The following is a 26,940-nucleotide window of genomic DNA, read 5'->3' on the forward strand; positions in this document are numbered from 1 at the left end:
GATTTTCTGATATACTTAAATAGAAAAATTGTTTATTTACGGGAGGTAATGGACTATGAAGTACGGTATTGTGGCATTTCCATCAAAAAAATTGCAAGATTTAGCGAACACGTATCGCAAACGATATGATCCCCATTTCGCGAAGATTACACCGCATATGACGTTAAAAGACAGCTTTGATGCGTCTGAAGAAGGAATTCAAACCATCGTTAAGCAATTAGATGAACTTGCTGCTAAATATGCGCCTTTAAACATTCATGCATCACGCATCAGTTCGTTTTTCCCTACAACCAATGCTATTTATTTCCGCATTGAGCCAACTGAACAATTAGCTGCTTTCCAACATGAAATCCAAGAAAATATTTCTTATGGGGAAACGAAACATGTATTTGTACCTCATATTACAATCGCTCAAAAAATGTCAGATTCCGAGCATGACGACATTTTTGGTCAATTACGTATGACTGGTGTAGATGAAAAGGATACAATTGATCGCATTCATCTTTTATATCAATTAGAAGATGGTTCATGGACAACATACGAAACATTCCGTTTGTCTGGAGCTGAGTGATGATTGTATAACGTTAAGATTGTTGAAACAAAGGAAGAACATGATGATGCGTTTGCTGTACGAAAAAAAGTATTTGTTGAAGAGCAAGGCGTTCCACTCCACTTGGAATGTGATGCTGAAGATGCAGCTGCAACGCATTTTATTATGTATGATGATGATGAGCCTGTAGGAGCAGCTCGTTTACGTAGTATTGAAAAGAATACAGCAAAAATTGAACGGGTTTGTATTTTACAATCTCAACGCGGTAAAAAACTAGGGGCTTTAATAATGAGAGAAATGGAGAAATATGCCATTTCCATCTCTAAAGAAACATTGAAGCTTCACGCGCAAAGCCATGCGATTCCCTTTTATGAAAAGCTTGGCTATGCGGTAACTTCTCCAGAATTTTTGGATGCTGGTATCCCACATCGAGCAATGGAGAAAAAAATTTAATGAAAGGGTGTTACGATATTGTTCAATGTCGTAACACCCTTTTTTAAACTAAAATTCGCTTGCCACCATTTATCTACTCTATCGTAACAAGCTGCTTTGCCAAGTAGATATGCCATGCGCTACTTCATCATTCTAGTGATTTTATCGAAATCTAGTGATGCTCCATCTTGAATAATAGATTGTACTAATTTATCCTCTAACTCTTGTGTAATCGTTCTGTTAGATATTTTAGCAACACGTCGTACGATTTTTCTTACTTGTTTTTCACTTGTAAAATCCGCATGTTGAATGGCATTGGCTAATGCGAAGATTTCATCCATCGAAACACCTGTTTTTTGCTCAATTGAATTAAATAACGAGCGATGCATGTTTTCCCTCCTATCATTAAAACTCAAATTGACCTTGCGACTTGCCCGAAGCATTCACAAATGGTGGAGGCCTTAACTTTATTTAGGTGTGAACCCTCTAAATAAGAGTTAAAGCCTTTACAATATGTTCATCAAATTAGATGTAAGTAGCGCCAACAATAATTAAAAGAATAAATAGAACAACGATTAGAACAAATGTTGAACCATAGCCAGAGTTGTTGCCTCCACAATAACTATAGTTATTGCCTCCGCAATAGCTATTGTTCCACCCACCAACATTATTTCCATACGGTTGTGAGGACCAGCCTTGATATCCCATAAAAGCACCCCTCCCTTCTACAACCTATAATATGTTTTGGTTGTAGAAATGGGAGGGGTATTCGTCTAGTCGATATTTCCTTTAGGCTTAAAAATTAATGCACCGATAAAGGCAAAAACAATAGCAGCACTGATACCTGAGCTTGTTACTTTAAACATTCCTGTTAAGACGCCAACCAGTCCATGCTTTTCTGCCTCAGCCATTGCTCCGTGTGTTAGTGAATTACCAAAAGAGGTAATGGGTACGGTAGCTCCTGCGCCAGCAAAATTAATTAATGGCTCATATAACCCCATGCCATCCAATATAGCACCGAGGACAACGAGTGTACTTAATGTATGAGCCGGTGTTAAATTACCGACATCCATTAATAATTGGCCGATGACGCAAATAATGCCTCCAACAATAAATGCAAATACAAATGTCATTACCATAATTTATGCCTCATTTCATTGTAATTTCGATCGCATGCGCCGTACATGGAATCGTCTCACCCTGTTGAAACGATAGTGGAGACAATAATGCCCCAGTTGCTACTAGTAATACACGCTTATAGCTACCCGCTCGCATCTGTTGGAGAACGTAACTAAAAAAAACAGCTGCTGAACAGCCTGCACCACTTGCCCCTGATTGAAAGGATTCATCTTGTCCATAAAACTCAGCGCCTGCATCACGCAGCAGGGTTAGCTCCTCATTTTTCACACCATTTTCAACTAGCATACCCTTCAAAAGCTTTAAGCCCAGCTGACCTAAATCGCCCGTTAAAATTAAATCGTAATGATAAATTTTTTGATTGCGTTGTTGTAAATGAGATTGAATCGTTTGAAAGGCAGCTGGTGCCATTGCAGCACCCATATGGAAAGGATCATCCATACCGTAATCAACAGACTTTCCAATTGTGGCGGCTTCGATAGAGGGATAATCTTCACGGTGTTTACCGATTAGCGCATAGCCAGCTGCTGTTACAGTCCATTGAGCAGTTTGTGGCTTTTGTGCACCGTAATTGATAGGATAACGAAATTGACGTTCTATCGCATTATGCTGACTTGATGCACCCGCTAATGAAAAATTAGCAGCACCTAACTCTGTTAACAGACAGGCAATAATGACAGAAGAAATGGAGGTGGCACATGCAGAAAACAATCCAATAAACGGGATTTCCAAATCTCTTGCAGCAAAATTGGTCGGTGTCATTTGATTGACCAAATCCCCACCCATTAAATAATCAATATCTCCACTTTGTACCTTCATTTTCTTCATAGCCGCATCACAGGCTTCTTCAATCATTTTACGATGCCCCTGTTCATTGGTTTTCATTTGCCAACGCTCATCATCATAAACAGCATCAAAATACTGACTAAAAATACTCCGGTTCTCTAAAGGTCCTGCTACAACACCCCCTGCTAATAGGGATGGTTTCGATTGAAAAATGATTACCATGAAACCACTCCTATCACCACGAAGATATATTTAATAAGTGCTACGAAAAATGCTGCGACTACCCCAAATAAAACCACTGATCCTGCTAGTTTAAATAAATTACCGCCAACTCCTAATACTAAGCCTTCTGATCTATGCTCAATAGCTGCGGAAATTACAGCATTACCAAATCCGGTTACTGGTACTGATGAGCCTGCCCCAGCAAATTGGCCAATTCTTTTATATAGACCAAGCCCTGTGAGCAACATGGCAAAGAATACCATTGTTGCTACGGTTGGATTACCAGCTGTGGCTTCTGTAAAATTGAAGAAAATAATATAAAAAAGGGACACAGCTTGGCCAATTGTACAAATAAGACCACCGACAAAAAACGCCTTTGCTACATTCTTTATATATGGAGGCTTTGGTGTTACATTTTGCTCCAATTGCTGATATTGCTCTTTTTCCATTTATGTCTTCTCCTTTGCAAGCTCTTTAAGTTCTTTAATTTTATCGCTCAATTTATTATCTTCAATCTTATCCTTTTTTATTTTATTGGCTTCATAAAAAATTTTATAATCAGCTGAGACAAACACATCTTTATTTGGATATTTCTCATCAAATTTTTTTTGCAACTTTTTCTCTAACTTAGTCTTTTTCCACTTTTCCCATGGTTTAATTTGTACTGCAACAAGCATACTATCGTCATAATGGATAACGGTTGAACGTTCCACATAGTCCTCTTCTTTTATAAGGGCTTCGACTTCACTTCCATTCTGAGATGGACCGTAGACGATAAATTTTTCTTTTTCAGCACAACCATTTAACAGCAATAAAACGACTAAGAGAGGTAACGTCATTCCAAGTAGCCTCAAGTTTTACCCTCCTTTTCTTTAAAGTTTCTCCACACATAAAAAAACTATTCATATATACAATAGCCCGAGTCCAAATTTGAAAAGTACATATTGTAGAAGTAGTAACGAGGAAAGGAGGTGACAATATGGGTTGTGGTAAGCCAACAAATCCTATTGGACCAATCCATTCAGCAGGCTGCGTTTGTGACGTAGTTCGCGCTATTTTAGATATTCAAAATCAAGCGGTGCGAGATGAGTGTTCTCCATGTACAGCTAACTGTTTCTTAGAACCACTAGGCGGGATTGTTAGTCCTGCACGCTCTCAAGCAGATACACGTGTATTTATGTTAATTACAAAAGACGGTACTCCTTTCAAAGCATTCTTTAATTCCCCAACTGCAGATCCTTGTATTTGTACATCCGTATTCTTCCGCGTTGAAGATATGTTTGATGAGTGTTGTGCGACTTTACGTGTTTTAGAGCCTCTATGTACATTCGATTCTAGCGAAAGTACAGTAGATTTATTAAGTCGTGACGGCTGTTGCGTAAATATGAAAAAAATCTGTAAAGTGGATGATTGGAACTCAACAGATAGCTGTATTACTGTAGACTTATCTTGCTTCTGTGCTGTACAATGTATCGCTGATGTTGACTTAGGGATTTGTGACTAATTTCTTTCACCTTTGACACACACACATAAAAAAAGTGTACAGCATCCTCTGCTGTACACTTTTTTTATAATGTTGGTAATTGTCTGCCACGCCATAGTACTTGTTTTATATCTTCAAAATAAATGATTTCCTGTGTTTTTAATTCGAGTGAGGTAAGCATTAAAGAATCATTTTGTACATCTGAAGCAGAGCCCGTTAATTTTCTACCATCTTTTAAACAAACTAAAAGTGGCTGATAGGCGCGCTGACGAAATGGTTTCTCTAAAAATTGAAGTTGTTTTAGTAAATACGGATCTACCTGCACATCCTTTACAACGTCTTCCTCTTCAACTGTTTCCTCTACATAAGTATGGTCCTTTACGTATACAGATGTACTTTCATCCAAATCAAGTTCATGCAACACCTTAGAAATATTTAAAAAATATGATGGTGATTTTATAAACAAGCGTGGTTCTTGATCCACAATACTCACTTCCCCTTTTTCCATACAATATGCGAAGGAAAGTAATTTGGTTCTTAGCCTATTTGACTTAAGAAAACCGTTGCTAAACCTAAATAAATTAAAATACTGGTAATATCATTTAAAGTTGTAATAAACGGGCCAGAAGCAACAGCTGGGTCTATTTTCAATCGATGCATTAACAATGGAATAAAAGAGCCTGCTAATGTCGCAACTAAAATCGAGCCACAAAGTGCGGCACCTACTAACATCCCAAGTACTAGTTCTTGCTTCCAAAAATAAACGATACCAATGACAATTAAGCCGCAAACAATTCCTGACATTAAGCCTGTGCCCGCTTCTCGTAGTAGTAATTTGAATTTACTATGTTCTTCTACATCTCCTGTAGCAATACCACGAATGGCTACGGCCAAAGCTTGTGTTCCACTATTTCCGGATGTTCCTGAAATCAACGGAATAAAGACAGCCAATAAGGCAACCTTATCTAAAGTATCTTCAAATTGGCCCATTAAATTTGCTGTTAGCATTCCTAAAAACAGTAGTACCACTAACCATGGCAAACGTTTTCTAGCAGCTTGGAATGGTGTGACATCAAATTTATCCATATCGGAAATACCGGCTAACTTAGAGTAATCCTCAGACGCTTCTTCATCCATAACATCAATAATATCATCGACTGTGATAATCCCAAGTAATTCACCTTTGTCATCAATAACAGGTGTCGCTAAGAAATTATAATCCTTCATAATATGTGCGACTTCCTCTTGATCATCTCCTACATGTACCATAACGACACGTTCATTCATAATAGAACGAATAAGTGTATCCTCTTCAGCAATAATTAAATCTCTTAATGAAATAACACCTGTCAAGCGGTGCTCTTCATCTACTACGAATATATAATAAATGGTCTCTGCATCTGGTGCCTCTTTACGTAAAATTGCCATGGCTGAACGCACTGTAGAGTTTTCTGGAATAGCGACATATTCAGTTGTCATAATGGAACCAGCCGTGTATTCATCATAGCTTAATAGCTCATTAATTTCCTCAGCCGTTTCCTCATCCATCATTTCCAGATAACTTTCACGTTGCTCCATATCCAGTTCATTTAAAACATCTGCTGCATCATCTGCATACATATGAGAAAGCATTTCCGCCCCATAAGATGGATCCATTTCAGCTAGATACGCTTTATACTCATCATCTTCAATATCGATTGCCTCAAAAATATCAGCCATTTCTGTCGGAGACAAGAACGAATAGATGATTTTCCTTATGTCAGGTTCCACCTTTTCGTAAAACGTTGCCTGATCATATGGATGAAGTTCTAAAAACTCATCACGGAATGCGTCAATATTATGTGCTTCGAGCATTTCTCGTAAATGTGCTTCGTCAAATTGCACATCATCCTTTTCATTTCTATCCTCTATCATGCTTGTCCCCTCCTTCCGAACTATCCATCTTTGTTACGGACAATACCGTAAATCTACCTTCTATATAATAGAGCGTATTATTCCCTTCTGCAAACCCTTTTTTGTTTATTTTCAATAGGATTTGTATGGCTTCAATATAATGGAATTCCATTCTTAAAAATCGTGATGTTTTCTATTTGACTATACCTTATATTTGTACTTAGAAGATGAAAAACGCGTAAAGAACCCTTTATTTACTATCAAAAATGATAAGGAGATGCCCGTTGTGCGAACATCTCCTTATCATGATTTTAAGTGGAAGATTCTTTAAGCAAATTTTGCATATCTTCATTAAGCATACTTGTGAACTGCAAATGTTCACTTGTTAAGGGATGTGTCATATTTAAGGACACACAATGTAGTGCCTGACGGTCCATATGAAGTCGACTTCCTCCATAAAGCTCATCGCCAACAAGTGGATGACCTAACGACGACATATGTACACGAATTTGATGTGTACGTCCTGTATGCAATGTAAGCCCTATATGTGTCATCGGTTCAGCCCCTAAGTAAAAACGTTGTATTACAGTTACATCTGTATGAGCATATTGCCCATCTTCACGAACCTCTCGCTCAATAATGCTCGTTTCTTTACGCCCAATTGGTGCTACGATTGATTGGCTATCCTGATGAACATGTCCGTGGACAATTGCCTCATATTTCCTTGAAATCTCACCATTACGCTGAGCCAAGCCTGTTAAATGATGAATGTGTGCATGCTTGGCAATACAGAGTAAACCTGATGTATCTCGGTCAAGTCTCGTTATAATATGAGCAGTGGATGCTAATCCTTGCTGCTCAAAGTAGCCACAAACAAGATTGGCAATACTATTGGTTGGGTGTTCACGTGAGGGGATGGTGCTTTGGTTAGCCGGTTTATTTAACACCAAGATTGTATCATCTTCATATACTATAGCCAAATCTCCATGTTCGCTCGTGAGCCCCTCACTCTTTTCCTCAGGAGGAAATGTCACTTCTACACAATCATCAACTTGAAGGGCATATCTTACATTTCGTTCAATCCCATTGACCGTCAATAACCCTCCATTGAACTTTATAGCAGTTAGTGCTCGCTTAGATATACGCCATTCTTGTAGGGCTTCTCGTAATAATTGACCCTCTTTCTTAGCCACAAAGCGCAATGTAAATCTAGTATCCGTCTTACTCATTTGCAACGAATGATTCATGCACACGTTCCCAAAATGGGAATGGACGGAAACGTGCGAAACGTACCCTTTCATTAGCCACGTTAAATACAATTGCCTTTACATCACCCTGTGTAATTTGTAAATGGTCCACTGTCATATTAAAGTTTTGTTCATTTACTGGACGTAATACACAATGATGGTGAGCGGGTAAAATTAATGGAGAACCAACTGTCCTGAATACACGATTATTAATGGATGCGATTTCTGTAATTTGAAGTGCTGCTAAAGTTGGATGAATGATTGCCCCACCAAGCGCTTTATTGTAGGCTGTACTTCCAGAAGGAGTTGACACACAAAGACCATCTCCTCTGAAACGTTCAAATTGATTGCCATTTAGCTCAACGTCCATGACAAGTGTTACATCTGGCGATTTAACTGTTGCCTCGTTTAAAGCTAGATACGTATTCGATGCTGCATTATGATGCTCCACCTTCACTTCTAACAGTGGATATTCCACCACATTAAAATCCTTTTTAGCAATGGACAAAACTAACTTTTCTAATTCAGATGGCTTCCAGTCTGCATAAAAACCTAGATGTCCTGTATGGATGCCCACAAATGCCACTTGATCTAATAAATGAGAATATCGATGAAAGGCATGTAAAAGTGTCCCATCTCCACCAATAGAGACAACGATTTCTGGTGCTTCCTCATCATAAGTTAAGCCAAAATCCTGTAAGTAGGTTTTAGCTAGCTCCATTAGTTCATTGGATTGTGCATCTCGACGTGATTGAATCGCAAATTTCATTGTTAGTCACGCTCCTTCTCCGATAATAAATTAGGATTCGATGCTTCCTTATATTCGCTGAAATACGCCTGCGCTTCTTGAATTTCACTACGAATAGATGACATTTCCTCATCCAAGCGAAATGCTGCCTCAGCAGCACTTTGCAAGCGATTTTTTATTTCCTCTGGGAACATGCCCTTATATTTATAATTTAAAGAGTGCTCAATAGATGCCCAAAAATTCATAGCGAGTGTTCGTATTTGGATTTCGGCTAACACTACCTTTTTGCCCTGAATCGTTTCAACAGGGTATTCAACAATCATATGGTAAGAGCGATAACCACTTGGTTTATTATGTGTAATATAATCGCGTTCTTCCACTACACGCATATCTTTTCGTTGACGGATAAGCTCAGTTACTGTAGCAATATCATCCACAAATTGACACATAATTCGAAGACCGGCAATATCACCGAGTTCATCACCAAGTTGTTTAGATGGCTCAAAGGCTAACCCTTTTTCCAATGTTTTATCATATATACTTGCTAAGGGCTTCACACGTCCTGTTACAAATTCGATAGGTGAATTGGCATTAACAATACCAAATTGTGAACGCATGCCCTTTAATTTTACTTTTAGTTCATCTACTGCTTGTTTATAAGGACTTAAAAATATTTCCCATTGTCCCATCACAAAAACCTCCCGACATTCGGTATCGAACACCGTCTGTTCGTTTTGTCTTTCTATTCAGCGAGAATTGCCTTGAAGTGTTGTTCCACTGTTTGGACAAATTCTGCCCCGTAATTGTAATTTCCTTCAATATTATACACGAGCATTTCCAATTCATCGTAGAAATTAATAAGCTCGATTGCTTCATCATTTATTCGTAGTATTGGATCTTTCTTTTTTTGTAAAATATGTACAAGATTCTCCCAACTACTCGGTGGAAAACGCAAGTAATGATAGTCTTCACCTGCATCCAGTAAATAAATAAATGCAAAATCATCTGAATCTGCAATAAGTTGTCCAGCAGGTTTTAACTGTAAATTTACTTCATTGTCGTTTAAACTAAAATGAAGTTGATCTTGTTCAAAATTCGATGTTTCTATTGTGTAAATTTTACGCACGTGCGGTTCCCCTTTTCGTTGTACTCTTCCTCTTATTTTAGCACAGAGGGTAAATAGTTGCAGTGTGTAAATGTTAAATCAAGCGAAACAGCGAATGAAAAATAAAAAAATAAATAGGTGAATAAATATGACACAAGAAATTGAAATCGAGTTTAAAAATCTCCTAACTAAACATCAATACGAGCAACTGTTACAAGATTTCCACATTCATAAAAATGCTATTCATCGTCAAACAAATCATTATTTCGACACAGCTACTCAGGCTATTCGCAAGCTACAAAGTGGATTGCGTATTAGACAAATTGGTGAATATTATGAATGTACACTTAAAGAAAAAAATACTGAGCATGCCCACCTTGAAACTACAGATCAATTAACAGCGGCTCAAGCTCAGAAAATGCTGAAGGGCGAAGGCTTTTTCGCTCAAGAAGTCGCCAAAAAACTTGCCATTCATAGCATTCCTTTAGACCAATTACGTGTGTTTGGTTCGCTTACTACAGATCGTGTCGAAATTCCGTATAAAGAGGGGCTTCTTGTTTTTGACCATTCTTACTATTTGCAGTGCGACGATTATGAGGTAGAATATGAAGCAAAAGATGCCATAAAAGGGAAAGCAATCTTCGACGAATTTTTACAACAACATGGTATTCAAAAGCAAGAAACTGATAAGAAAATCGCCCGCTTCATGAAGGCTTTACAGCAGCAAAATTCATAATAGTTTAAAAAGAAAGGTGACTAACCTCTTGGATATTCAATCACTAAGATCTTTAATGGAGATTCAAGCATTACAAACACTTGGTTCGACAGATGGTTCATCTACAAACGCTTTAACAGACAATCAATCTATTTTTTCTGACATGATGAATGAATTATTGGGAGATGCTTCAACTGCTAGCAATGCCACATTATCGAGCCTACTAGGTGGAGGCACAGCAAACGCTGATATCTTCAATCAGTTGGCTAATACATCAGAAGCTACACTTGAATCATTGTTATACAAAGGTTCTAATGCTGTGTACATTCCTGATTCTGTTAAGCAGGCATTAGCAACCTCTTATGGGAATACAAAACTCGACTCCTATGTTTCTGATCATGTAATTGGCTCAACTGCCTATGCAAACTCTTTGGCAGGAGCAGATCAATATGCTGCTATTATCGAAAAAGCATCAGCTACATATGGTGTGCCTGAAAAACTTATTGCAGCCGTCATTAAGCAGGAATCCAATTTTAATCCATCCGTTGTTAGTCATGCAGGCGCGCAAGGCTTGATGCAATTAATGCCTCGCACAGCACAGTATCTAGGGGTTACGAATGCTTTTGATCCAGAACAAAATATTATGGCTGGGGCAAAGTATTTGCGTCAAATGCTAGATAAGTTTGATAATGATCCTACACTAGCATTAGCTGCCTATAATGCAGGCGCTTCTCGTGTCACAAAATATGGAGGCATTCCTCCTTTCAAAGAAACACAGAATTATGTCAAAAAAGTGATGAATTACTTCACAGTGTAATCGCATTATTCCTACTATCTATCTTTTTTCCAACAAATTTCACCCGCTGTGGTGAAATTTGTGCTTTTATAGCGAACAACAATTCGAAAGAGCTCTTTATTTGTGAAAACGAAAAGACGTTGATAGAATGAAGGTAGTCACAAGAAATTCACATTTTACTGATGACGGAGTATATAAATGGTACTTTACGATATAAAGAATTAAAGGAGCATATAACCTATGAGTCGAAAATACACTGTTCCTTATGAGGAGCTGGGGGCTGAAAAACTGGCAGAGCTTATTCATGCGTTCTATAAAAGAGTTGCTCAGCATCCTGATCTTATTCCAATCTTTCCAAAGGATTTGACAGAGACAGCCCGTAAGCAAATTCAATTTCAAACACAGTATTTAGGTGGACCTAATCTCTTTACTGAAGAACATGGACATCCAATGATGCGTGCACGTCATATGAATTTTCCAATTACACCAGACCGCGCACAGGCTTGGCTGGAATGTATGTCAGAAGCTATGGATGAAGTAGGTTTGGAAGGAAAGTTCCGTGAAACTTATTATCAACGTTTAGTATTAACAGCTCATCACATGGTTAATACGCCTAATGACGATGAGGGGGAATTGTTACGTGAATAATATTCAAATGCTACAAGAACCAACGCCAACGATTTCTACTGCCAATAAGCCTATTGAATTGTATATTTTCGTGGATCCACTTTGTCCTGAAGCTTTTAGCATGCAAGCTGTGCTCCGTAAATTACAGCTTGAATACAACCATTACTTCACTTGGCGTTTTGTTTTAAGCACTGAGCTTACTTCTTTAAACTGCTTAAGTAAGCGTGTAAAGGGCTGTATCTCAGGCATAGAGCTAGATATTAATCATCCTGTATTACCTTCTATCGCTATTAAAGCGGCCGAATTACAGGGAAAACGCGCCGGAGCACGATATTTATCGAAATTACAAGAATATGTATTACTAAGCCATCAAGATGTAAACTCCTATGCTACTCTTTTAAAAATCGCAGAGGATATTCAATTAGATATGACTGAATTCACCGTTGACTTCGGTTCAAAGGAAGCAGCACGCGCTTTCCAATGTGATTTATACATTAAACGTGAAATGGAAGTTGACGAAGTCCCTAGTATTGTATTTTTCAATGAATGTATTGAAGATGAGGGACTAAAAGTTAGTGGTAGCTATGCCTATGAAGTTTATGAACATATTTTACAAGAAATGCTCAATGAACAGCTGGTACGTCAGCCTTTACCATCAATAGAGGACTTATTTTCAAAATTCCATACACTTTCTACAAATGAAATAGCATTTATCTATTCATTAACAGAACAAGCAGCTGAACGTGAACTAAAGAAACGTATGCTGCAACAAAAGATTGAACGAATCCAGACAACTCACGCTACTTTATGGCGTCTTAAATAATAAACGTTAAGGACTTAACTAATCATTAGTTGAGTCCTTATTTTATACTATAAAAAAACAAAGAAACGCCTCTATCCTCGACCGATAGAGACGCTTCTTTTTCACAAAGGGGATGGGAGAAATGTTCACGTTCAAACAAAGGGGTGTATGTTTGTTTTGTGATTTATTTCACAAGAATTACTCTATCACGGAATAATATATTTAGCAATGAATCCAATACTAGATTCACAAATTTGTCAAATAGAAAGCGATTTCAAACAGTATTTTTCCTAGATGCACTCTTTTAAAGTATTTAGAAATCAAAAAAAATCATTATTCTTTCCTTTCAAATAAAGCTACCTATAAAAAAAATGAGGCTATAGGAATATTCCTATAGCCTCATTAATTAGTTATTCAACAATAATTTTTCTAATTCATTTAAACGATCTTCAAATACTTTACAAGCATCCTCTATTGGCTTCGCAACGTTCATATCAACACCTGCTGCCTTTAATACTTCAATTGGGAAATCCGAGCAACCTGCTTTTAAGAAGTTATTAATATAACGTTCTACAGCCGGTTTACCCTCCTCTAAAATCTGTTTACTCAATGCTGTAGCTGCTGATTTACCTGTCGCATATTGATAAACATAGTAATTATAGTAGAAGTGCGGAATGCGAGCCCACTCTAAACCAATTTCCTCATCCACAGCCATATCATCACCGAAGTACTTTTTATTAAGTTCATAATACACTTCAGTCAATCGATCAGCTGTCAAAGATTCACCGTTTTTATCCATTTGATGAATTAGATGTTCGAACTCAGCAAACATTGTTTGTCTGAAAACTGTACTTCTGAAACCGTCTAACCAATGATTTAATAAATAGATTTTTTGTTGAGGGTCATCAATGGTTTTGAGTAAATAGTCATTTAATAATTCTTCATTACATGTCGAAGCAACCTCAGCCACAAAAATAGAATAATCCCCGTAAACAAATGGCTGATTATTTCTTGAATAATAACTATGAACACTATGACCAAATTCATGTGCCAACGTAAATAGATTATTCACATTATCTTGCCAATTCATTAGGATATAAGGATTTGTTCCATAGGCACCGGACGAGTATGCACCACTTCGTTTCCCTTTATTCTCTAAAACATCTACCCAACGGTTATCTAGTCCGTTTTGTACGATATTTTGATATTCCTCTCCTAATGGTGCTAAAGCCTTCACTAAAATATCCTTAGCTTCGTCGTAAGTAACCTTCATTTCTACTTCTTTTACAAGTGGTGCAAATAAATCCCACATATGCAATTCATCCACACCTAAAAGCTTCTTACGTAACGAAATATAACGCTGCATTGCAGGTAAATGCTTATGGATGGTTTCTACTAATTGATCGTAAACATTTTCAGGAATGAAATTATTAGACATCGCTGCCTCACGTGCTGAGTCATAATGGCGAATACGAGCGCTCACATTATGTTTCTTCACATTCCCTGTTAGTGTTGAAGAAAACGTGTTTTTAAACTTGCCATATGTTTCGTACATGGCTTTAAACGCCCCTTCACGAACTGAGCGATCTTTGCTCTCTAAAAACTTAATATAGTTACCATGTGTAAGTTGTACTTCTTCCCCTTCTTCATTTTTTACAAAAGGGAACTCCAAATCCGCATTATTTAACATGCTAAATGTATTAGATGCAGTGCCAGTGACCTCAGACATTTGAGCCAGTAATGCTTCCTGTTCCGCTGGTAAGACATGTGGACGTGCCATTGTAATCTCTTTTAAAGATTGCTTATATAATTGTAGGTCTTGACTTTCAGCTAAATAGCTTTCAATTGTTTCCTCATTTAATGCCAAAATTTCTGGCGTTAAAAATGATAGCCCCGCAGAAATACTAGTTGCTAATGTTTGTATACGGCTATTCATATCTTGATAAAAACTATTTGTCGTATCCTGATCGTAACGCATATGAGCATATGTGTAGAGCTTCATTGCACGTTCATAAATATGGTCGTGATACTGTAAAGCCGCTAATAATGCCTGTGCCCCATTATTTAAAGTTCCTGCAAAACTAGATGCTTTTTTAGCAAGTTCTGCAACTTCCTTAAACTCCTCTTCCCAAAGTGCGTCAGATGCAAAAATGTCCTCTAATCGCCATGTTAATTCTTTCGGTACTTCATTTCTTACCAAAATTTGATTACTGTTACTAGCCATGTGCATGCCAGCCCCCTTTATATGTGCTTTTTTCCCTATACTCTCATATTTTCTCAGTATATTGCGGCAATTGCAAATAATTGTGCGTACACTTGCTCACAAATATCCTGTAGTTTCTGATCTTGTTTTATTCCTTTCAATATTCGGCTATATTGTTGAACAGCCTTTACTGCCTGTCCTGTATACTTTAAGTGATATTGAATTAGAAAATCTTGTATATGGTGTTTTTTTAGATCATAAGGCTCTAAACCTAACTGTTGACTAAAAAACCACAGCATAGTTTGCCATTCACTCGCAAATAACGAGATGGCTGTCCCTTCTTTTACGGGAATACCGATATAAGAGGGCATTGCCGAAATAGAAAAATTCATCTCATAACAACTTCGTAAAAATGAATCATGTACGCCCTGCTTACTTTGTAGGAGGCGCCTATTTGCAAATTGCTGGCAAGCACGTTTATATAGCTGCCAATACTGTTGAAATTCTTCTAAGGAAATACAAGTTGGTATATAAAATGGAAAGCGTTGTTGTTTTATTGAGATTTTTTGTACTTTACCTATAAAAGTATGCCCATGGACATGGAGGAGATTCGTCCAATAAACAAATTGTTCAGTTTTGGCATTAAAGGTCATTAAATAAGGAAGGCCTGTTGAAGTGGTCATAAATGACTTTTGTAGTAATGGGGAAATGCTTATTTTTCTAATACCAGTGATTGCTTCGTTCCTTTGAGGAGTTAGAAAGAGCCAAATTGGTTGTATGTTATTTGTTTCATAGCCTATTGTCCGTTTTTGCCATTTATCATGAGTAATGGGGCTACATTGAAATTCCAGTGCGAAGTTGTTATTGTCAAAAGCAACAAGTAAATCTGGACGCTGAGAAAGCTCTGTTAAATAGGGCTCAAGCTCCACTTTAAGCCTAAGCTTTTGTAGCCATTCAAACAATTGAATTTTACCTTGTAAATGAAGTTTTGATTCACCTTCTGCAAAGAACTTTGAACATTGATTTTGCGTATGATGTGCAAAATGTGGGATAGTATAGGAACCAATTTTTAAATGAACTGGTTCTAGACATTGAGGACAAAAAAATGTCATCTGGCGCCTATATTTCTGCAATGCTTCTCTCGTATATTGATATGGGTGAAAAAGCTGCTGAAGATGGTTATAGGCAATCAACATATAATCAGCTCCTTTTAGCCCAACTATAGTAAACATTATTAGCTATCACAAAATAAAAGCTGCTTTTTCTTGAAATTTATAAAATGCTACTATTGAACATTTCGTATAAAAAAACTGTAGTGAATCTCGATAAATTTACCGAGTCTCACTACAGTCTAAAAAATCAAGTAAACAAATGCTTAAGCAAAGTATTTTCGAACTGTCTCAAAGCAATTAAATTCCATAATTTTTTCGCCGTACTCCTCTAAACGATGAATCGTAAAATTAGATGGCGTTAAAAATTCTTTGATGACTGCATTTCGATCGTGACGGTTTAACTCTTCATCTGCATTACCAAAATCAACCACTAAATAGTACCAATTTTCATATTTAAATAATGAGGAATCCACTAATTCGTCTGTCATTCGCTTTGCAACAGGGATTAACTCATCAATATCTTTAAATTTATATACATAAATGTCTGTATCCATAAATAATTCTGATTCATCCATGTCACCAAATTGAGTTAGTTGGCTAAGAAGATCATCCCCAACTTCATCGAATGGTGCAAACATCTCTTTGTGTTCATCAAAATTCGAATGACCATCTAATGTTTCACCGTCTTTTAAGATATGTGCACGTGTGACAATGATTTCTAAGCCTACTTCAGATGCATTGATATGAATCCAAATCGGACCTTCTACATCAAAATAATCCTCCGTATTTACTTCATCAATCATATCCCAAAAAAGCTGTTCACCCTTTGCTCGATTGTACCAGATTTCTTCACGACTATAGCCGCGATCCTCTATATCATTGTACGTAATAAAGAGCTTAAGTGTATTTTCATTTACACGTTCGATGTCCACTAGACCTCATCTCCCTTCACTGTCATATGTCGAAAAACAGTTTTGTTTCATTAGTATGCTTTTATTCTTTTTTTTTAACCTTCATACTGCATTTGTTTTTCAACCTTTGACCACACCAGTAAAACCACACGAGGAACTGCAAACATTAAAATTTTTTATTCACAGTTGTCTCTAACACTATTGTATGCTGTTCTGTCATAAAATGAAAAGGATATACACCGTTTCACAGAAGATATTTGAATTATTGAAATTGTAGTAAACTATTTAACTTAAATCAAGTTTAACATACTTTAACGGAAATATATGACTTTCCACTATTAATTATTATACTTTATATAGAAGGTTTTACATAAGTAAAACATAAAAAAATAGATGTCACAATATGCATCTCACAGCTGTAACATCTACTACTTATTTTATTCAGAATAGATAAAATTAATTCACCATTCTTTGTGCTTCTTGCAACTGATATGCTCGAACTTTTCGAGGTAAAAAACGGCGAATTTCATCTTCGTTATAGCCAACTTGTAGACGTTTTTCATCTAGAATAATTGGTCGGCGCAATAAACCAGGATATTCCTGAATTAATTCATATAAACGTTGTAAAGGTAAACTTTCCACATCTACATTTAATTTTTGGAATATTTTCGAACGCGTAGAAATAATTTCATCTGTGCCGTCTTCCGTCATACGTAAGATTTTTTTAATTTCACTAATACTTAGTGGTTCAGAAAATATATTACGTTCTGTATAGGGAATTTCGTGCTCCTCAAGCCATGCTTTCGCTTTACGGCAAGAGGTACAACTTGGTGATGTAAATAGAGTTACGATCATTCCTTCTGACACATCCTTTCATTTTGTAATCATATCTATAAACCAGTGTGTTAAATTAGAATTAATGTAATGTAAAATACACAGTACCATTATACAGTACTCTGCTGTTTTTGAATATAGTTCCAATAAAAAAAAGAATGGGTGTCTCGCTAAATTTTCTGTCTTTTTATATACCTTTTAAATGTATATACTTTTTTCACAACATTCCGAACTACTACTACTATTCCCACTTTACATGCATTTTAAACATCTTTTTATGACTCTCAGCTGTTCTCATTTAACTAAAGTAAACGAGAAAATTGTCAATTTGACGTGTACACCACAAGTTAATTTTAATAAAAAAGTTTAATTTTATAACAAAATTACACAACAAAAAAAGCATATAATTTTTTCTCAAAAAAAAACACCGCCAAAAGTCTGACTTTACACAATGAAATCTTTATACTATAATTCAATGCAATAAAATCAATTTGAACTTAAATTGAGAAAAACGCTGACGAAGAGTAGTACATATGCTACGTACACGTTTAGAGAGTCTGTGGCTGGTGAAAACAGATCGTGGGGCATATGGAATGGACTTCCGAGTTAGCTTTGTGAACGTTTTAGGTATGTAAACTACTAGCAAAGCTCGTCCCTTCACGTTACGAAGCTGAGTGGCCGTTAAGGCAAGCTGGGTGGTACCGCGGATTCAAACATCATTCGTCCCTTCATTAGAAAAAGTCTAATGAGGACGCGTGATGTTTTTTATTTGAATTCGAGGAGGAAATTTTCATGACAACAATCTTTTCAGGTGTTCAGCCTACAGGAATTGTAACTTTAGGTAACTATTTAGGAGCCTTCAAGCAATTCCCTGCCCTTCAAGATGAAGGGGATGCTATTTATTGCATCGTCGATCAACATGCTATTACAGTCGCTCAAGATCCAAAAGAATTACGAGAAAGCATTCGTAAACTAGCTGCTACTTATATTGCGACTGGCATCGATCCTAAAAAATCTACATTATTTATTCAATCAGAGGTGCCTGCACATGCTCAGGCAGGATGGATGTTACAATGTGTTGCATCTATCGGAGAGCTTGAACGTATGACACAATTTAAAGATAAATCTCATGGTAAAGAAAGCGTCTCTGCTGCCCTTTTAACATATCCACCATTGATGGCTGCAGACATTCTACTTTACAACACAAATATTGTCCCAGTTGGTGATGATCAGAAACAACATATCGAGTTAACGCGTGATCTGGCAGAACGCTTTAATAAACGTTATGGCAACGTTTTAACAATTCCAGAGATTCAATTACCAAAAGCTGGTGCTCGTATAAAATCCCTACAAGAACCAACAAAGAAAATGAGCAAATCTGATCCAAATACAAAGGCGACAATTAGGTTGCTAGATACGGCTAAGGATATTGAGAAAAAAATAAAATCAGCTGTTACTGATTCTGACGGTATCGTAGCATTTGATGTTGAAAATAAACCAGGCGTTTCAAACTTATTAACAATTGAATCGGCTATTTCAGGTATATCTATTGCTGACTTAGTAAAAAAATATGAAGGCATTGGTTATGGCGGCTTCAAGCAAGGCGTAGCTACTGCAGTAATTGACCACCTAACGCCAATTCAAGAAAAGTTCTATCATTTAGTAGAATCCTCTGAATTAGACGTCATCCTTGATGAAGGTGCTGAAAAAGCAAATGCAATTGCCAGTGCCACATTAAAACGTATGGAAGAGGCAATGGGTCTCGGTCGTGCACGTCGCTAATCATTTATAGTCTATCTGACGTTCGATCAAAGCCTATATCAAGAACGACAGCGCATATGATGATACATGCTCCAACCGCCATATAAAATTCTGTTGTTTGAAAAATAAATTTAAATACAACTTTCCAAGAATAGCCTAGCGTACGGTAATTTAAATACAATATGAGATTCCCTACAGAGAGGATCATGAGACCATAGCTTACTAAAAATAAAAAGAGACGGAACAAAGTAACGGCATCCTTTCTATTTCTTCTTACTTATCATTTATTCACAAAACTATAAAAAAAGACGTCAGCCAATTAAATTTGGCTGACGTTTTTTGAGTTTAGTTGTACTATTTATGCTTCATATTTTTTAAATAGAAGACTTGCATTGTGACCACCAAAACCAAGAGAATTACTCATTGCATATTGAATATTTGCTTCTCTCGCTTCATTTGGAACATAATCTAAATCACAATCTGGATCTGGATCTGTTAAATTAATTGTTGGTGGTAATATACCTTCTTTAAGTGCAAGAGCAGTAAAAATAGCTTCTACGCCCCCTGCTGCCCCTAATAAGTGTCCTGTCATAGACTTTGTAGAACTCATAGCTAGGTTATAAGCATGGTCACCGAAAGCAGTTTTAACCGCTTGCGTTTCGAATAAGTCATTATATGGTGTACTCGTGCCGTGTGCATTAATATAATCAACTTGTGATGGCTCTACACCAGCATCTGTCAATGCTTGCATCATTGCACGTGCCGCACCTTCACCCTCTGGAGCTGGAGCAGTAATATGATGAGCATCTCCCGTTGCACCATAGCCTAGAATTTCGGCATAAATTTTAGCGCCACGAGCTTTTGCATGTTCGTATTCTTCTAAAATGACAATACCAGCGCCTTCTCCAATAATAAATCCATCACGGTTTTTATCAAATGGACGGCATGCTTCTTGCGGATTTTGATTTAAAGATAGTGCAGTATTGGCACAGAAACCTGCCACAGCCATCGTTACGATTGGTGATTCCGCACCACCTGAAATCATGACATCTGCATCTCCACGTTCAATGACTTTAAAAGCATCTCCAATTGAATTTGTTCCAGAAGCACATGCTGTTACAGAACAAGAGTTAATACCTTTTGCGCCAAAATGAATCGACACTTGACCTGAAGCCATATCTGGAATCATCATTGGAATGAAGAATGGGCTAACTCGTCTTGCCCCGCGCTCTTGGAATGTTAAAAACTGTTGCTCATAAGTTTCCATTCCACCAATGCCTGAACCAATCCAAACACCAGCACGTGGAGCTAGCTCCTCATCAATTGTTAGCTGTGCATCTTCCATAGCCATGATTGAAGCAGCTAATGCATAATGTGTAAAGCGGTCCATCTTTCGAGCTTCTTTACGATCAATATATTTTTCAATATCAAATTCTTTCACTTCTGCTGCAATTTTCGCTGCAAAAAGATCTTTATTTAAACGTGTTAGCTCACCAATGCCAGATTTACCAGCTTTAATGTTCGCCCATGTTTCTTCGATGCTATTTCCTAGTGGTGTAACTGCGCCAATTCCTGTAATTACTACTCGTCTTTTACTCATTGTCTTACTCCCCTCAAGCATTTTTCCTACTTATTTTCCCCATCTCATGGCAACGGCACCCCATGTTAAGCCGCCTCCAAAACCAACAAGGACTAATAAATCATCCTCTTTAATTTTACCTGCTTCAAGCTCATCTACCAAGGAAATACCAATCGAAGCTGCAGAAGTATTTCCGTATTTATGAATCGTTTTTGACATTTTTTCTGGTGGTAGCTCTAATCGCTCACGAGCTGATTCCATAATCCGTATATTTGCTTGGTGTGGCACTAAAAAATCTACGTCTTCTTTTGTTAATCCTGCTTTATCTATTACATTGACAGCTGATTCACCCATTTGACGCACAGCAAATTTAAACACTTCACGACCATTCATGGCAATTGTGTCTTGTTTTGTTAAATAAAGATTTTTACCGCCCGTGCCATCTGCACCAAGCTCGAATGATAAAATACCTCTGCCATTAGAAACTGGACCTACAACGGCTGCGCTCGCGCCATCACCGAATAATACAGCTGTATTTCGATCGTTCCAATCAATAACCTTTGACAGCTTTTCAACACCTACTACTAAGACATATTTATAAGTGTTTGCCTCTACAAAATGTTTAGCTGTCACTAAACTATATATAAATCCTGCACATGCTGCTGCTTGATCCATCGCCGCAGCATTTACTGCTCCGAGTTGTTCCTGAACCATACATGCTACACTTGGGAAAGTTTGATCTTGTGTGACAGTTGCTACAAGTATTAATCCAATTTCTTCAGGCGTAATACCCGCTTTTTTAATAGCTTCTTTAGCAGCGGCTACTGCTAAATCTGAAGTTTCCTGATCATCTGCCGCAAAATGACGTTCTTCAATGCCTGTTCGCGTACGAATCCACTCATCCGAAGTATCCATTATTTTTTCTAAATCAAAATTTGTCACGACTTTCTCAGGAACGTATTTGCCTATTCCTAAAATACCAGCGTTCATATAGCAACCCCTCAGCTTTCTTACTATCAATTATTAGTAACTGGTCATAATTATAACGCATAGTAAAGGACAGACGCAAGTTGATTTAAAATTAATGTGTTGAGAGCACGGCATTTCTTTATTATCGAAAGGGAGCTTTCAGCTTTTGAAGGTATTCTTATTACTTCTCTCATATGGTATGAAGTCTATAGCGGTTCTATTTTTTTTGTAAACAACCTTTAACAAAATAAATGCCCTCACAAAACCAAGATAATTATTAAATGCAAAACCTTGTATTTGTTGTGACAAATTCGCCATGTTTCACATAAAAGATTCATTTTTTTTCGATTTATGTTATGATATGATAATGAATATGAGTAAAAACTTATGATGAAAAAAGTTCGGTTGAGGTGAAATTAATGCAATATATCGTAACGTTCGTATGGTCATTCCTACTAGTTTCTATGTTAAACTATGTAGTCAGCTCTGTACTTGGTGCACCATTTGATTTTAAGACAGGGGCAATCGTTTCAGTTGTATTCTCCATCTTAATTTTTATTATTGGAGCAATTATTCCAAACGATCCTACACCAGAAGCTGCAGACCATCATTAATTCAGCTAGAAAAAACCTGTTCCGCATTATGCGAAACAGGTTTTTTCTGTTATTTTTCCACTATACAATGGCCATCATGCATTTTTACATGCAATGTTTCTCCAGGCAATACCTCACCCCGTAGTAGTTCCTTAGCCACAGCTGTTTCGATATGTCTTTGTACGAAGCGCTTTAGTGGTCTTGCACCAAATTGGGCATCTGCTCCTTGTTGGACAACCCAATCGATAACTTCTTGGTCAATAGCTAATGTAATTTCTTGTTCTGCCACTCGTTTCCTTAACTGCTCCACATACTTCCAAGCAATAGCTGTAAAATGTTTATTTGATAACGCATGGAACAAGATAATGTCATCCATACGGTTTAATAACTCTGGTTTAAAATGCTGTCTGAGAGCAGCCATAACCAAGTCTTCAACAGCTGGATCGTCATCTTTTGCCTCCATTAAATAACTAGAGCCGATATTCGATGTTAGAATCACTACTGTATTTGTAAAATTGACCATACGTCCTTGACTATCTGTAATTCGGCCGTCGTCTAAAATTTGCAATAAAATATTAGCCACATCGGGATGTGCTTTTTCAATTTCATCTAGTAAAACAACAGAATAAGGGTTACGACGCACAGCCTCTGTGAGTTGACCTCCTTCTTCATAACCAATATAACCCGGAGGAGCTCCAACTAATCGAGACACGCTATGCTTCTCCATATATTCGCTCATATCAATTCGAATGAAATGATCTTCTGAATCAAATAATTGAGCAGCTAGGGCCTTAGCAAGCTCTGTTTTACCAACACCTGTTGGACCTAAGAATAAAAAACTACCAATTGGACGATGCGGATCTTTAATGCCTGCACGAGCACGCCATACAGCCTCTGTTACTAATTGAACAGCTGTATCTTGACCAACTACACGTTCATGTAAGGTTTCCTTTAAACGCAATAGTTTTTCTCGCTCGCCCTCCACTAGTTTTGTCACAGGAATACCCGTCCAGCGAGAAACAATTGCGGCGATTTCGTCAGCTGTCACTTCTTCACGTAAAATACGAGACTCTGCGCCGCTTTCTAATTCTTTTTCGAGTTCCTGAATGTCTTTTTCAAGTGTTGGAATTTTACCATGACGTAATTCAGCAGCTTTATTTAAATCATATTTACTTTCCGCCTCCTCTAAATCACGACGGTATTTATCTAATGTCTCCCGTTTTTTCTGAATTTCATGTAGTTTTTCCTTTTCTGCTTCCCATTGCTGCCTCATCCCCTCAGAAGACTCTTTCAACTTTGTCAATTCTTCTCGTAATTGCTCAAGACGTTTTTTACTTGCTTCGTCCTTTTCCTTCCGTAACGCTTGTTCTTCAATCTCTAGTTGCATAATACGACGAGTCACTGCATCTAGTTCCTGTGGCATTGAATCAATTTCAGTACGAATCATTGCACATGCCTCATCAATTAAATCAATCGCTTTATCTGGTAAAAATCGCTCTGTAATATAACGATTGGAGAGCTCTGCTGCAGCCACAATCGCGCGGTCATGAATACGTACTGCATGATGTAATTCAAAGCGTTCTTTTAAGCCTCGTAAAATAGACACAGTATCCTCAATAGAAGGCTCACGTACAAGAACTTGTTGGAACCGGCGTTCTAAGGCAGGGTCTTTTTCAATATACAGACGATATTCATCTAATGTAGTCGCACCGATACAGTGTAATTCGCCTCGAGCAAGCATGGGCTTTAACATATTTCCTGCATCCATAGCACCATCCGTTTTGCCTGCGCCTACAATTGTATGAATTTCATCAATAAATAAAATGATTTGCCCTTCTGAATCTTTAACTTCTTTTAATACGCCTTTTAAACGCTCTTCGAATTGGCCACGGTAGCTTGCACCTGCTATTAAAGCACTCATATCCAGCTCGTATAGCACGCACTCTTTCAAGCCCTCTGGTACATCACCCTTCACAATACGTTGAGCCAAACCTTCTGCAATCGCTGTTTTACCAACTCCTGGCTCACCAATTAATACAGGATTATTTTTTGTTTTACGCGTTAATATACGAATGACATTTCGAATTTCCTCATCGCGCCCAATAACGGGGTCCATTTTGCCATTTTTAACTTCTTCTATTAAGTTACGTCCAAATTGCTCTAATGGCTTTTGATTATCAGTTTGTTGAAATTGCATAATTAGCACTCCTTTACTTTACTATTTCGCATAATCTTTATACCCATTCTGGTTCTTTTTAAAAGTTTGACCTTATTTGACTAACTTTATTTTACATCACTCGACAATTCTTATGCAAAGAAATAGCACTAAATTTTTACACTTATAAATAAACATTTACGTTATAATAATGGTATGTTTCTATGTTTAAGTATCGAAAAATCCACTGTCCTTTTGTAATAATCGCCATTTATTACAAAAAGAAAGCGATGTGTTGGAGATATGGTTTCAAAGGATAATATGTTAGAAAAAATTATGGACCTTTTTCAAAAGCATGGTGTTTTTATCAAAGTAAATAAAGGGAATAAAATTTTTCTAGAAGGTGAACGGTCAAAGGAAATTTACTATATTAAGTCGGGTGTTGTATCGATTAGTCAAGAAACCGAAACTGGGAAGGAATTGACGATTCGAATATGTGGTCCTGATAGTATCATTGGAGAGGGTTCATTATTTTGTAACCTTGTCTATAATTCCATGACTGCAAAAGTTTTAGAATCTGCTACGCTATATGTTTTAAGTCGGCAGTCATTAGAACATTTACTGGAAGAACAGCCTACGATTATGGTGGAATATATGAAGTGGCTACAAACAGAAAATTTAAAGCATCAGAGTCGTTTGCGTGATTTAGTGTTAAACGGAAAAAAGGGTGCCTTGTTTTCAACGCTCATTCGTCTATCTAATACGTATGGTAAGCTTTTAGAGGATGGTTCCATTTTTATTGAGTTTCAACTAACAAATACGGAAATTGCAAATTTGTGTGCGACTAGTCGTGAAATGATTAATCGCATGTTGAATGATTTAAAAAAACATGACATTTTGACTTTTGACAAAGGCTTTATTACTATTCATGATTTACAATTTTTAAAAAATGAGATTGCCTGCGAAAATTGTCCATTACAAGTATGCCGTATCGATTAATTCGTTACATGCTAAATCCCTGCTTATTAAAAATAAGCAGGGATTTTTAATAGACACTATTAGCGTACACCCAATGCCATTTTGGCATAGCGTGACATTTTGTCTTTTGACCAAGGTGGATTCCATACAATATTTACATTTGTACTTTTCACTTCTGGAAGCTCGTTTAATGCTGTATTCACTTGATCCACAATCACTGGGCCAAGTGGACAGCCCATCGATGTTAACGTCATTGTAACCGTTGCTACACCTTCATCATCTAAATCTACATCATATACTAAACCTAAGTTGACGATATCAATTCCAAGCTCAGGGTCAATTACATTTTCTAATGCACCTAACATGCTATCTTTCATATCCTGATCCATTCCCATTTCTCCTTCCATCATAGTGTTAACCTTATCATAGCAGATGCATCATATTATGCCAAATGCTCTGCAAGCCACTCTGTTGCTGCCAACATTCCATCACGTGGTACAACATGTCCAGCCTTTTTATTCACCATGAATGTTAAATTTTCAGGGTTTGCTTGATAGTATTCCCGTAATGTTTCATAAAATTTATATGTTTCATGGAAAGGGACGGTTTTATCTAATTCACCGTGCCAAAAGAATATCGGGCGTCCCGCAAATTTTTCAGGAGTTAGACTAACATCATAGTTAGCTAGGACCTCATTAATTTTTTGAACATCATTCTCTGTCATGGGCCAATTGACACCACTTTTTATGAATTGCTGTAATTGGTATTCACCCAACTTTATAAAACCAGGCGCACCCATACATATTGCAGCCGTTTGAATCCAATCATAAAGCTTAAGGCAGCCTGATGTCACAATACCACCCATGGACGTACCTGCTAGGCCAACTTTATGATTAGCTAATAAATTTTTATTCTTTAATTCATTATATAATTGTTCCACTTCATGAATAGAATTTATAACAATGTCCCAAAATTTCAAGTTCATTTGCATCTCTGTTAGGCCTTCGTTACGATCACCATGAAATTTTGCATCTGGTAATAGGACACGCACCCCTTTATGCACCAATTGATATGCATAGTGTAAGTTATGTTCTTTTGCACTCATAAAGCCGTGTAAAAAGATCACTACCGGTGTTTCTTCATTCATATTGTCTGAATGTATATGTAATAAAGGAATATTTCCCCACATTTCTTTTTCTACAAACATTCTTGTCACTCCCAACTCTTGTCTCATCTTTATGTTAGCAAACTTTTTTCACTGTGACAAAATTTTGACGAATGAAAGACAAAGAGATACTATTC

General features: G+C 37.1%; 31 protein-coding genes and 1 other annotated feature. Of the genes, 10 read left to right on the plus strand and 21 right to left on the minus strand.

The window, feature by feature from the left end; all coding sequences use genetic code 11:
- Positions 1-55: 55 nt before the first annotated feature.
- Entirely contained in the window at positions 56-571 is a 516-nt protein-coding gene (locus tag ACOZBY_RS03685) for a YjcG family protein (protein WP_422761523.1), read from the plus strand.
- Positions 572-574: 3 nt separating this feature from the next.
- Complete coding sequence (locus ACOZBY_RS03690; RefSeq protein WP_012292974.1) at positions 575-1,003, plus strand: GNAT family N-acetyltransferase; 429 nt, start codon at positions 575-577, stop codon at positions 1,001-1,003.
- 119 nt (positions 1,004-1,122) lie between these two features.
- Here the strand turns inward: ACOZBY_RS03690 and ACOZBY_RS03695 are convergent, their stop codons facing one another.
- The 6 genes from ACOZBY_RS03695 to ACOZBY_RS03720 all read right to left on the minus strand — a co-directional run bounded on the left by ACOZBY_RS03695 (position 1,123) and on the right by ACOZBY_RS03720 (position 3,981).
- Entirely contained in the window at positions 1,123-1,371 is a 249-nt protein-coding gene (locus tag ACOZBY_RS03695) for a stage VI sporulation protein F (RefSeq protein WP_008174251.1), read from the minus strand.
- A gap of 136 nt (positions 1,372-1,507) precedes the next feature.
- A complete protein-coding gene (locus ACOZBY_RS03700) occupies positions 1,508-1,690 on the minus strand; it encodes a YjcZ family sporulation protein (RefSeq protein WP_012292972.1) in 183 nt (60 codons plus the stop codon).
- 65 nt (positions 1,691-1,755) lie between these two features.
- Positions 1,756-2,115, minus strand: coding sequence for a stage V sporulation protein AE (spoVAE, locus tag ACOZBY_RS03705; protein WP_008174255.1), 360 nt, complete (start codon positions 2,113-2,115; stop codon positions 1,756-1,758).
- Positions 2,116-2,131: 16 nt separating this feature from the next.
- A complete protein-coding gene (locus ACOZBY_RS03710) occupies positions 2,132-3,127 on the minus strand; it encodes a stage V sporulation protein AD (RefSeq protein ID WP_012292971.1) in 996 nt (331 codons plus the stop codon).
- Positions 3,121-3,576 carry a stage V sporulation protein AC gene (gene spoVAC / locus ACOZBY_RS03715; RefSeq protein ID WP_012292970.1) on the minus strand — a complete coding sequence of 152 codons (456 nt, stop codon included), beginning with the start codon at positions 3,574-3,576 and terminating at the stop codon, positions 3,121-3,123. Before spoVAC ends, ACOZBY_RS03710 begins: the two co-directional genes overlap by 7 nt.
- Complete coding sequence (locus ACOZBY_RS03720; RefSeq protein WP_227256903.1) at positions 3,577-3,981, minus strand: YhcN/YlaJ family sporulation lipoprotein; 405 nt, start codon at positions 3,979-3,981, stop codon at positions 3,577-3,579. It lies immediately after the preceding gene.
- A 125-nt stretch (positions 3,982-4,106) separates the two neighbouring features.
- Here ACOZBY_RS03720 and ACOZBY_RS03725 point away from each other — a divergent pair, with 125 nt between their 5' ends.
- Positions 4,107-4,631, plus strand: coding sequence for a CotY/CotZ family spore coat protein (locus ACOZBY_RS03725; RefSeq protein ID WP_008174263.1), 525 nt, complete (start codon positions 4,107-4,109; stop codon positions 4,629-4,631).
- A gap of 64 nt (positions 4,632-4,695) precedes the next feature.
- Here the strand turns inward: ACOZBY_RS03725 and ACOZBY_RS03730 are convergent, their stop codons facing one another.
- The 6 genes from ACOZBY_RS03730 to ACOZBY_RS03755 all read right to left on the minus strand — a co-directional run bounded on the left by ACOZBY_RS03730 (position 4,696) and on the right by ACOZBY_RS03755 (position 9,624).
- A complete protein-coding gene (locus ACOZBY_RS03730; protein WP_230584342.1) occupies positions 4,696-5,094 on the minus strand; it encodes a hypothetical protein in 399 nt (132 codons plus the stop codon).
- A gap of 53 nt (positions 5,095-5,147) precedes the next feature.
- Complete coding sequence (mgtE, locus tag ACOZBY_RS03735; protein WP_012292967.1) at positions 5,148-6,524, minus strand: magnesium transporter; 1,377 nt, start codon at positions 6,522-6,524, stop codon at positions 5,148-5,150.
- Between the two features lie 290 nt (positions 6,525-6,814).
- Positions 6,815-7,750 (minus strand): RluA family pseudouridine synthase, encoded by a 936-nt coding sequence (locus tag ACOZBY_RS03740; RefSeq protein WP_031418765.1) that lies wholly within the window; start codon positions 7,748-7,750, stop codon positions 6,815-6,817.
- Positions 7,725-8,519 (minus strand): NAD kinase, encoded by a 795-nt coding sequence (locus tag ACOZBY_RS03745; protein ID WP_031418763.1) that lies wholly within the window; start codon positions 8,517-8,519, stop codon positions 7,725-7,727. The genes ACOZBY_RS03740 and ACOZBY_RS03745 overlap by 26 nt, the downstream gene beginning before the upstream one ends.
- Before the next feature lie 2 nt (positions 8,520-8,521).
- Complete coding sequence (locus ACOZBY_RS03750) at positions 8,522-9,187, minus strand: GTP pyrophosphokinase (protein ID WP_012292963.1); 666 nt, start codon at positions 9,185-9,187, stop codon at positions 8,522-8,524.
- Positions 9,188-9,240: 53 nt separating this feature from the next.
- Complete coding sequence (locus ACOZBY_RS03755; RefSeq protein ID WP_012292962.1) at positions 9,241-9,624, minus strand: hypothetical protein; 384 nt, start codon at positions 9,622-9,624, stop codon at positions 9,241-9,243.
- Positions 9,625-9,751: 127 nt separating this feature from the next.
- Between ACOZBY_RS03755 and ACOZBY_RS03760 the strand changes: the two genes are divergently transcribed.
- The 4 genes from ACOZBY_RS03760 (at position 9,752) to ACOZBY_RS03775 (ending at position 12,564) form a co-directional block, all read left to right on the plus strand.
- Complete coding sequence (locus tag ACOZBY_RS03760) at positions 9,752-10,339, plus strand: CYTH domain-containing protein (protein WP_012292961.1); 588 nt, start codon at positions 9,752-9,754, stop codon at positions 10,337-10,339.
- 28 nt (positions 10,340-10,367) lie between these two features.
- Positions 10,368-11,135 carry a lytic transglycosylase domain-containing protein gene (locus ACOZBY_RS03765; RefSeq protein WP_031418761.1) on the plus strand — a complete coding sequence of 256 codons (768 nt, stop codon included), beginning with the start codon at positions 10,368-10,370 and terminating at the stop codon, positions 11,133-11,135.
- Between the two features lie 219 nt (positions 11,136-11,354).
- Positions 11,355-11,762 (plus strand): globin, encoded by a 408-nt coding sequence (locus ACOZBY_RS03770; RefSeq protein ID WP_031418760.1) that lies wholly within the window; start codon positions 11,355-11,357, stop codon positions 11,760-11,762.
- The gene (locus ACOZBY_RS03775; protein WP_012292958.1) at positions 11,755-12,564 is read left to right on the plus strand and encodes a DsbA family protein; all 810 of its coding nucleotides are present in this window, start codon (positions 11,755-11,757) and stop codon (positions 12,562-12,564) included. The genes ACOZBY_RS03770 and ACOZBY_RS03775 overlap by 8 nt, the downstream gene beginning before the upstream one ends.
- A 385-nt stretch (positions 12,565-12,949) precedes the next feature.
- On the opposite strand, the gene pepF is transcribed toward ACOZBY_RS03775, so the two are convergent.
- The 4 genes from pepF to spxA all read right to left on the minus strand — a co-directional run bounded on the left by pepF (position 12,950) and on the right by spxA (position 17,621).
- Positions 12,950-14,767, minus strand: coding sequence for an oligoendopeptidase F (gene pepF / locus ACOZBY_RS03780; protein ID WP_012292957.1), 1,818 nt, complete (start codon positions 14,765-14,767; stop codon positions 12,950-12,952).
- Positions 14,768-14,820: 53 nt separating this feature from the next.
- Positions 14,821-15,942 (minus strand): competence protein CoiA, encoded by a 1,122-nt coding sequence (locus ACOZBY_RS03785; protein ID WP_099805003.1) that lies wholly within the window; start codon positions 15,940-15,942, stop codon positions 14,821-14,823.
- Positions 15,943-16,121: 179 nt separating this feature from the next.
- A complete protein-coding gene (gene mecA / locus ACOZBY_RS03790) occupies positions 16,122-16,790 on the minus strand; it encodes an adaptor protein MecA (protein ID WP_008181512.1) in 669 nt (222 codons plus the stop codon).
- A 435-nt stretch (positions 16,791-17,225) separates the two neighbouring features.
- Complete coding sequence (gene spxA, locus ACOZBY_RS03795) at positions 17,226-17,621, minus strand: transcriptional regulator SpxA (RefSeq protein WP_025116803.1); 396 nt, start codon at positions 17,619-17,621, stop codon at positions 17,226-17,228.
- Between the two features lie 487 nt (positions 17,622-18,108).
- Positions 18,109-18,334 (plus strand) — a binding site (T-box leader).
- A gap of 61 nt (positions 18,335-18,395) precedes the next feature.
- Between spxA and trpS the strand changes: the two genes are divergently transcribed.
- Positions 18,396-19,385, plus strand: coding sequence for a tryptophan--tRNA ligase (gene trpS / locus ACOZBY_RS03800; RefSeq protein WP_012292953.1), 990 nt, complete (start codon positions 18,396-18,398; stop codon positions 19,383-19,385).
- Positions 19,386-19,722: 337 nt separating this feature from the next.
- Here the strand turns inward: trpS and fabF are convergent, their stop codons facing one another.
- Together fabF and ACOZBY_RS03810 are read right to left on the minus strand one after the other, a co-directional pair.
- Positions 19,723-20,964 carry a beta-ketoacyl-ACP synthase II gene (gene fabF, locus ACOZBY_RS03805; protein ID WP_031418753.1) on the minus strand — a complete coding sequence of 414 codons (1,242 nt, stop codon included), beginning with the start codon at positions 20,962-20,964 and terminating at the stop codon, positions 19,723-19,725.
- A 30-nt stretch (positions 20,965-20,994) separates the two neighbouring features.
- On the minus strand, positions 20,995-21,933 hold the full coding sequence (locus ACOZBY_RS03810; protein WP_012292951.1) for a beta-ketoacyl-ACP synthase III: 939 nt from the start codon (positions 21,931-21,933) through the stop codon (positions 20,995-20,997).
- A gap of 398 nt (positions 21,934-22,331) precedes the next feature.
- Between ACOZBY_RS03810 and ACOZBY_RS03815 the strand changes: the two genes are divergently transcribed.
- Positions 22,332-22,526 (plus strand): YjzD family protein, encoded by a 195-nt coding sequence (locus tag ACOZBY_RS03815; RefSeq protein WP_025116798.1) that lies wholly within the window; start codon positions 22,332-22,334, stop codon positions 22,524-22,526.
- A 49-nt stretch (positions 22,527-22,575) separates the two neighbouring features.
- On the opposite strand, the gene ACOZBY_RS03820 is transcribed toward ACOZBY_RS03815, so the two are convergent.
- Positions 22,576-24,702: an ATP-dependent Clp protease ATP-binding subunit gene (locus tag ACOZBY_RS03820; RefSeq protein ID WP_099805002.1), complete on the minus strand. Its 2,127-nt coding sequence runs from the start codon at positions 24,700-24,702 to the stop codon at positions 22,576-22,578.
- 261 nt (positions 24,703-24,963) lie between these two features.
- On the opposite strand from ACOZBY_RS03820, the gene ACOZBY_RS03825 reads away from it, so the two are divergent.
- Positions 24,964-25,659: a Crp/Fnr family transcriptional regulator gene (locus ACOZBY_RS03825; RefSeq protein ID WP_012292949.1), complete on the plus strand. Its 696-nt coding sequence runs from the start codon at positions 24,964-24,966 to the stop codon at positions 25,657-25,659.
- Positions 25,660-25,718: 59 nt separating this feature from the next.
- Here the strand turns inward: ACOZBY_RS03825 and ACOZBY_RS03830 are convergent, their stop codons facing one another.
- Positions 25,719-26,027 carry a metal-sulfur cluster assembly factor gene (locus tag ACOZBY_RS03830; RefSeq protein WP_025116795.1) on the minus strand — a complete coding sequence of 103 codons (309 nt, stop codon included), beginning with the start codon at positions 26,025-26,027 and terminating at the stop codon, positions 25,719-25,721.
- Positions 26,028-26,080: 53 nt separating this feature from the next.
- On the minus strand, positions 26,081-26,845 hold the full coding sequence (locus tag ACOZBY_RS03835) for a prolyl oligopeptidase family serine peptidase (RefSeq protein WP_031418750.1): 765 nt from the start codon (positions 26,843-26,845) through the stop codon (positions 26,081-26,083).
- Positions 26,846-26,940 lie beyond the last annotated feature (95 nt).

It is taken from the genome of Lysinibacillus sp. NPDC056220, assembly GCF_049315265.1.
In the GTDB taxonomy this organism is placed as follows: Bacteria; Bacillota; Bacilli; order Bacillales_A; family Planococcaceae; genus Lysinibacillus; species Lysinibacillus pinottii.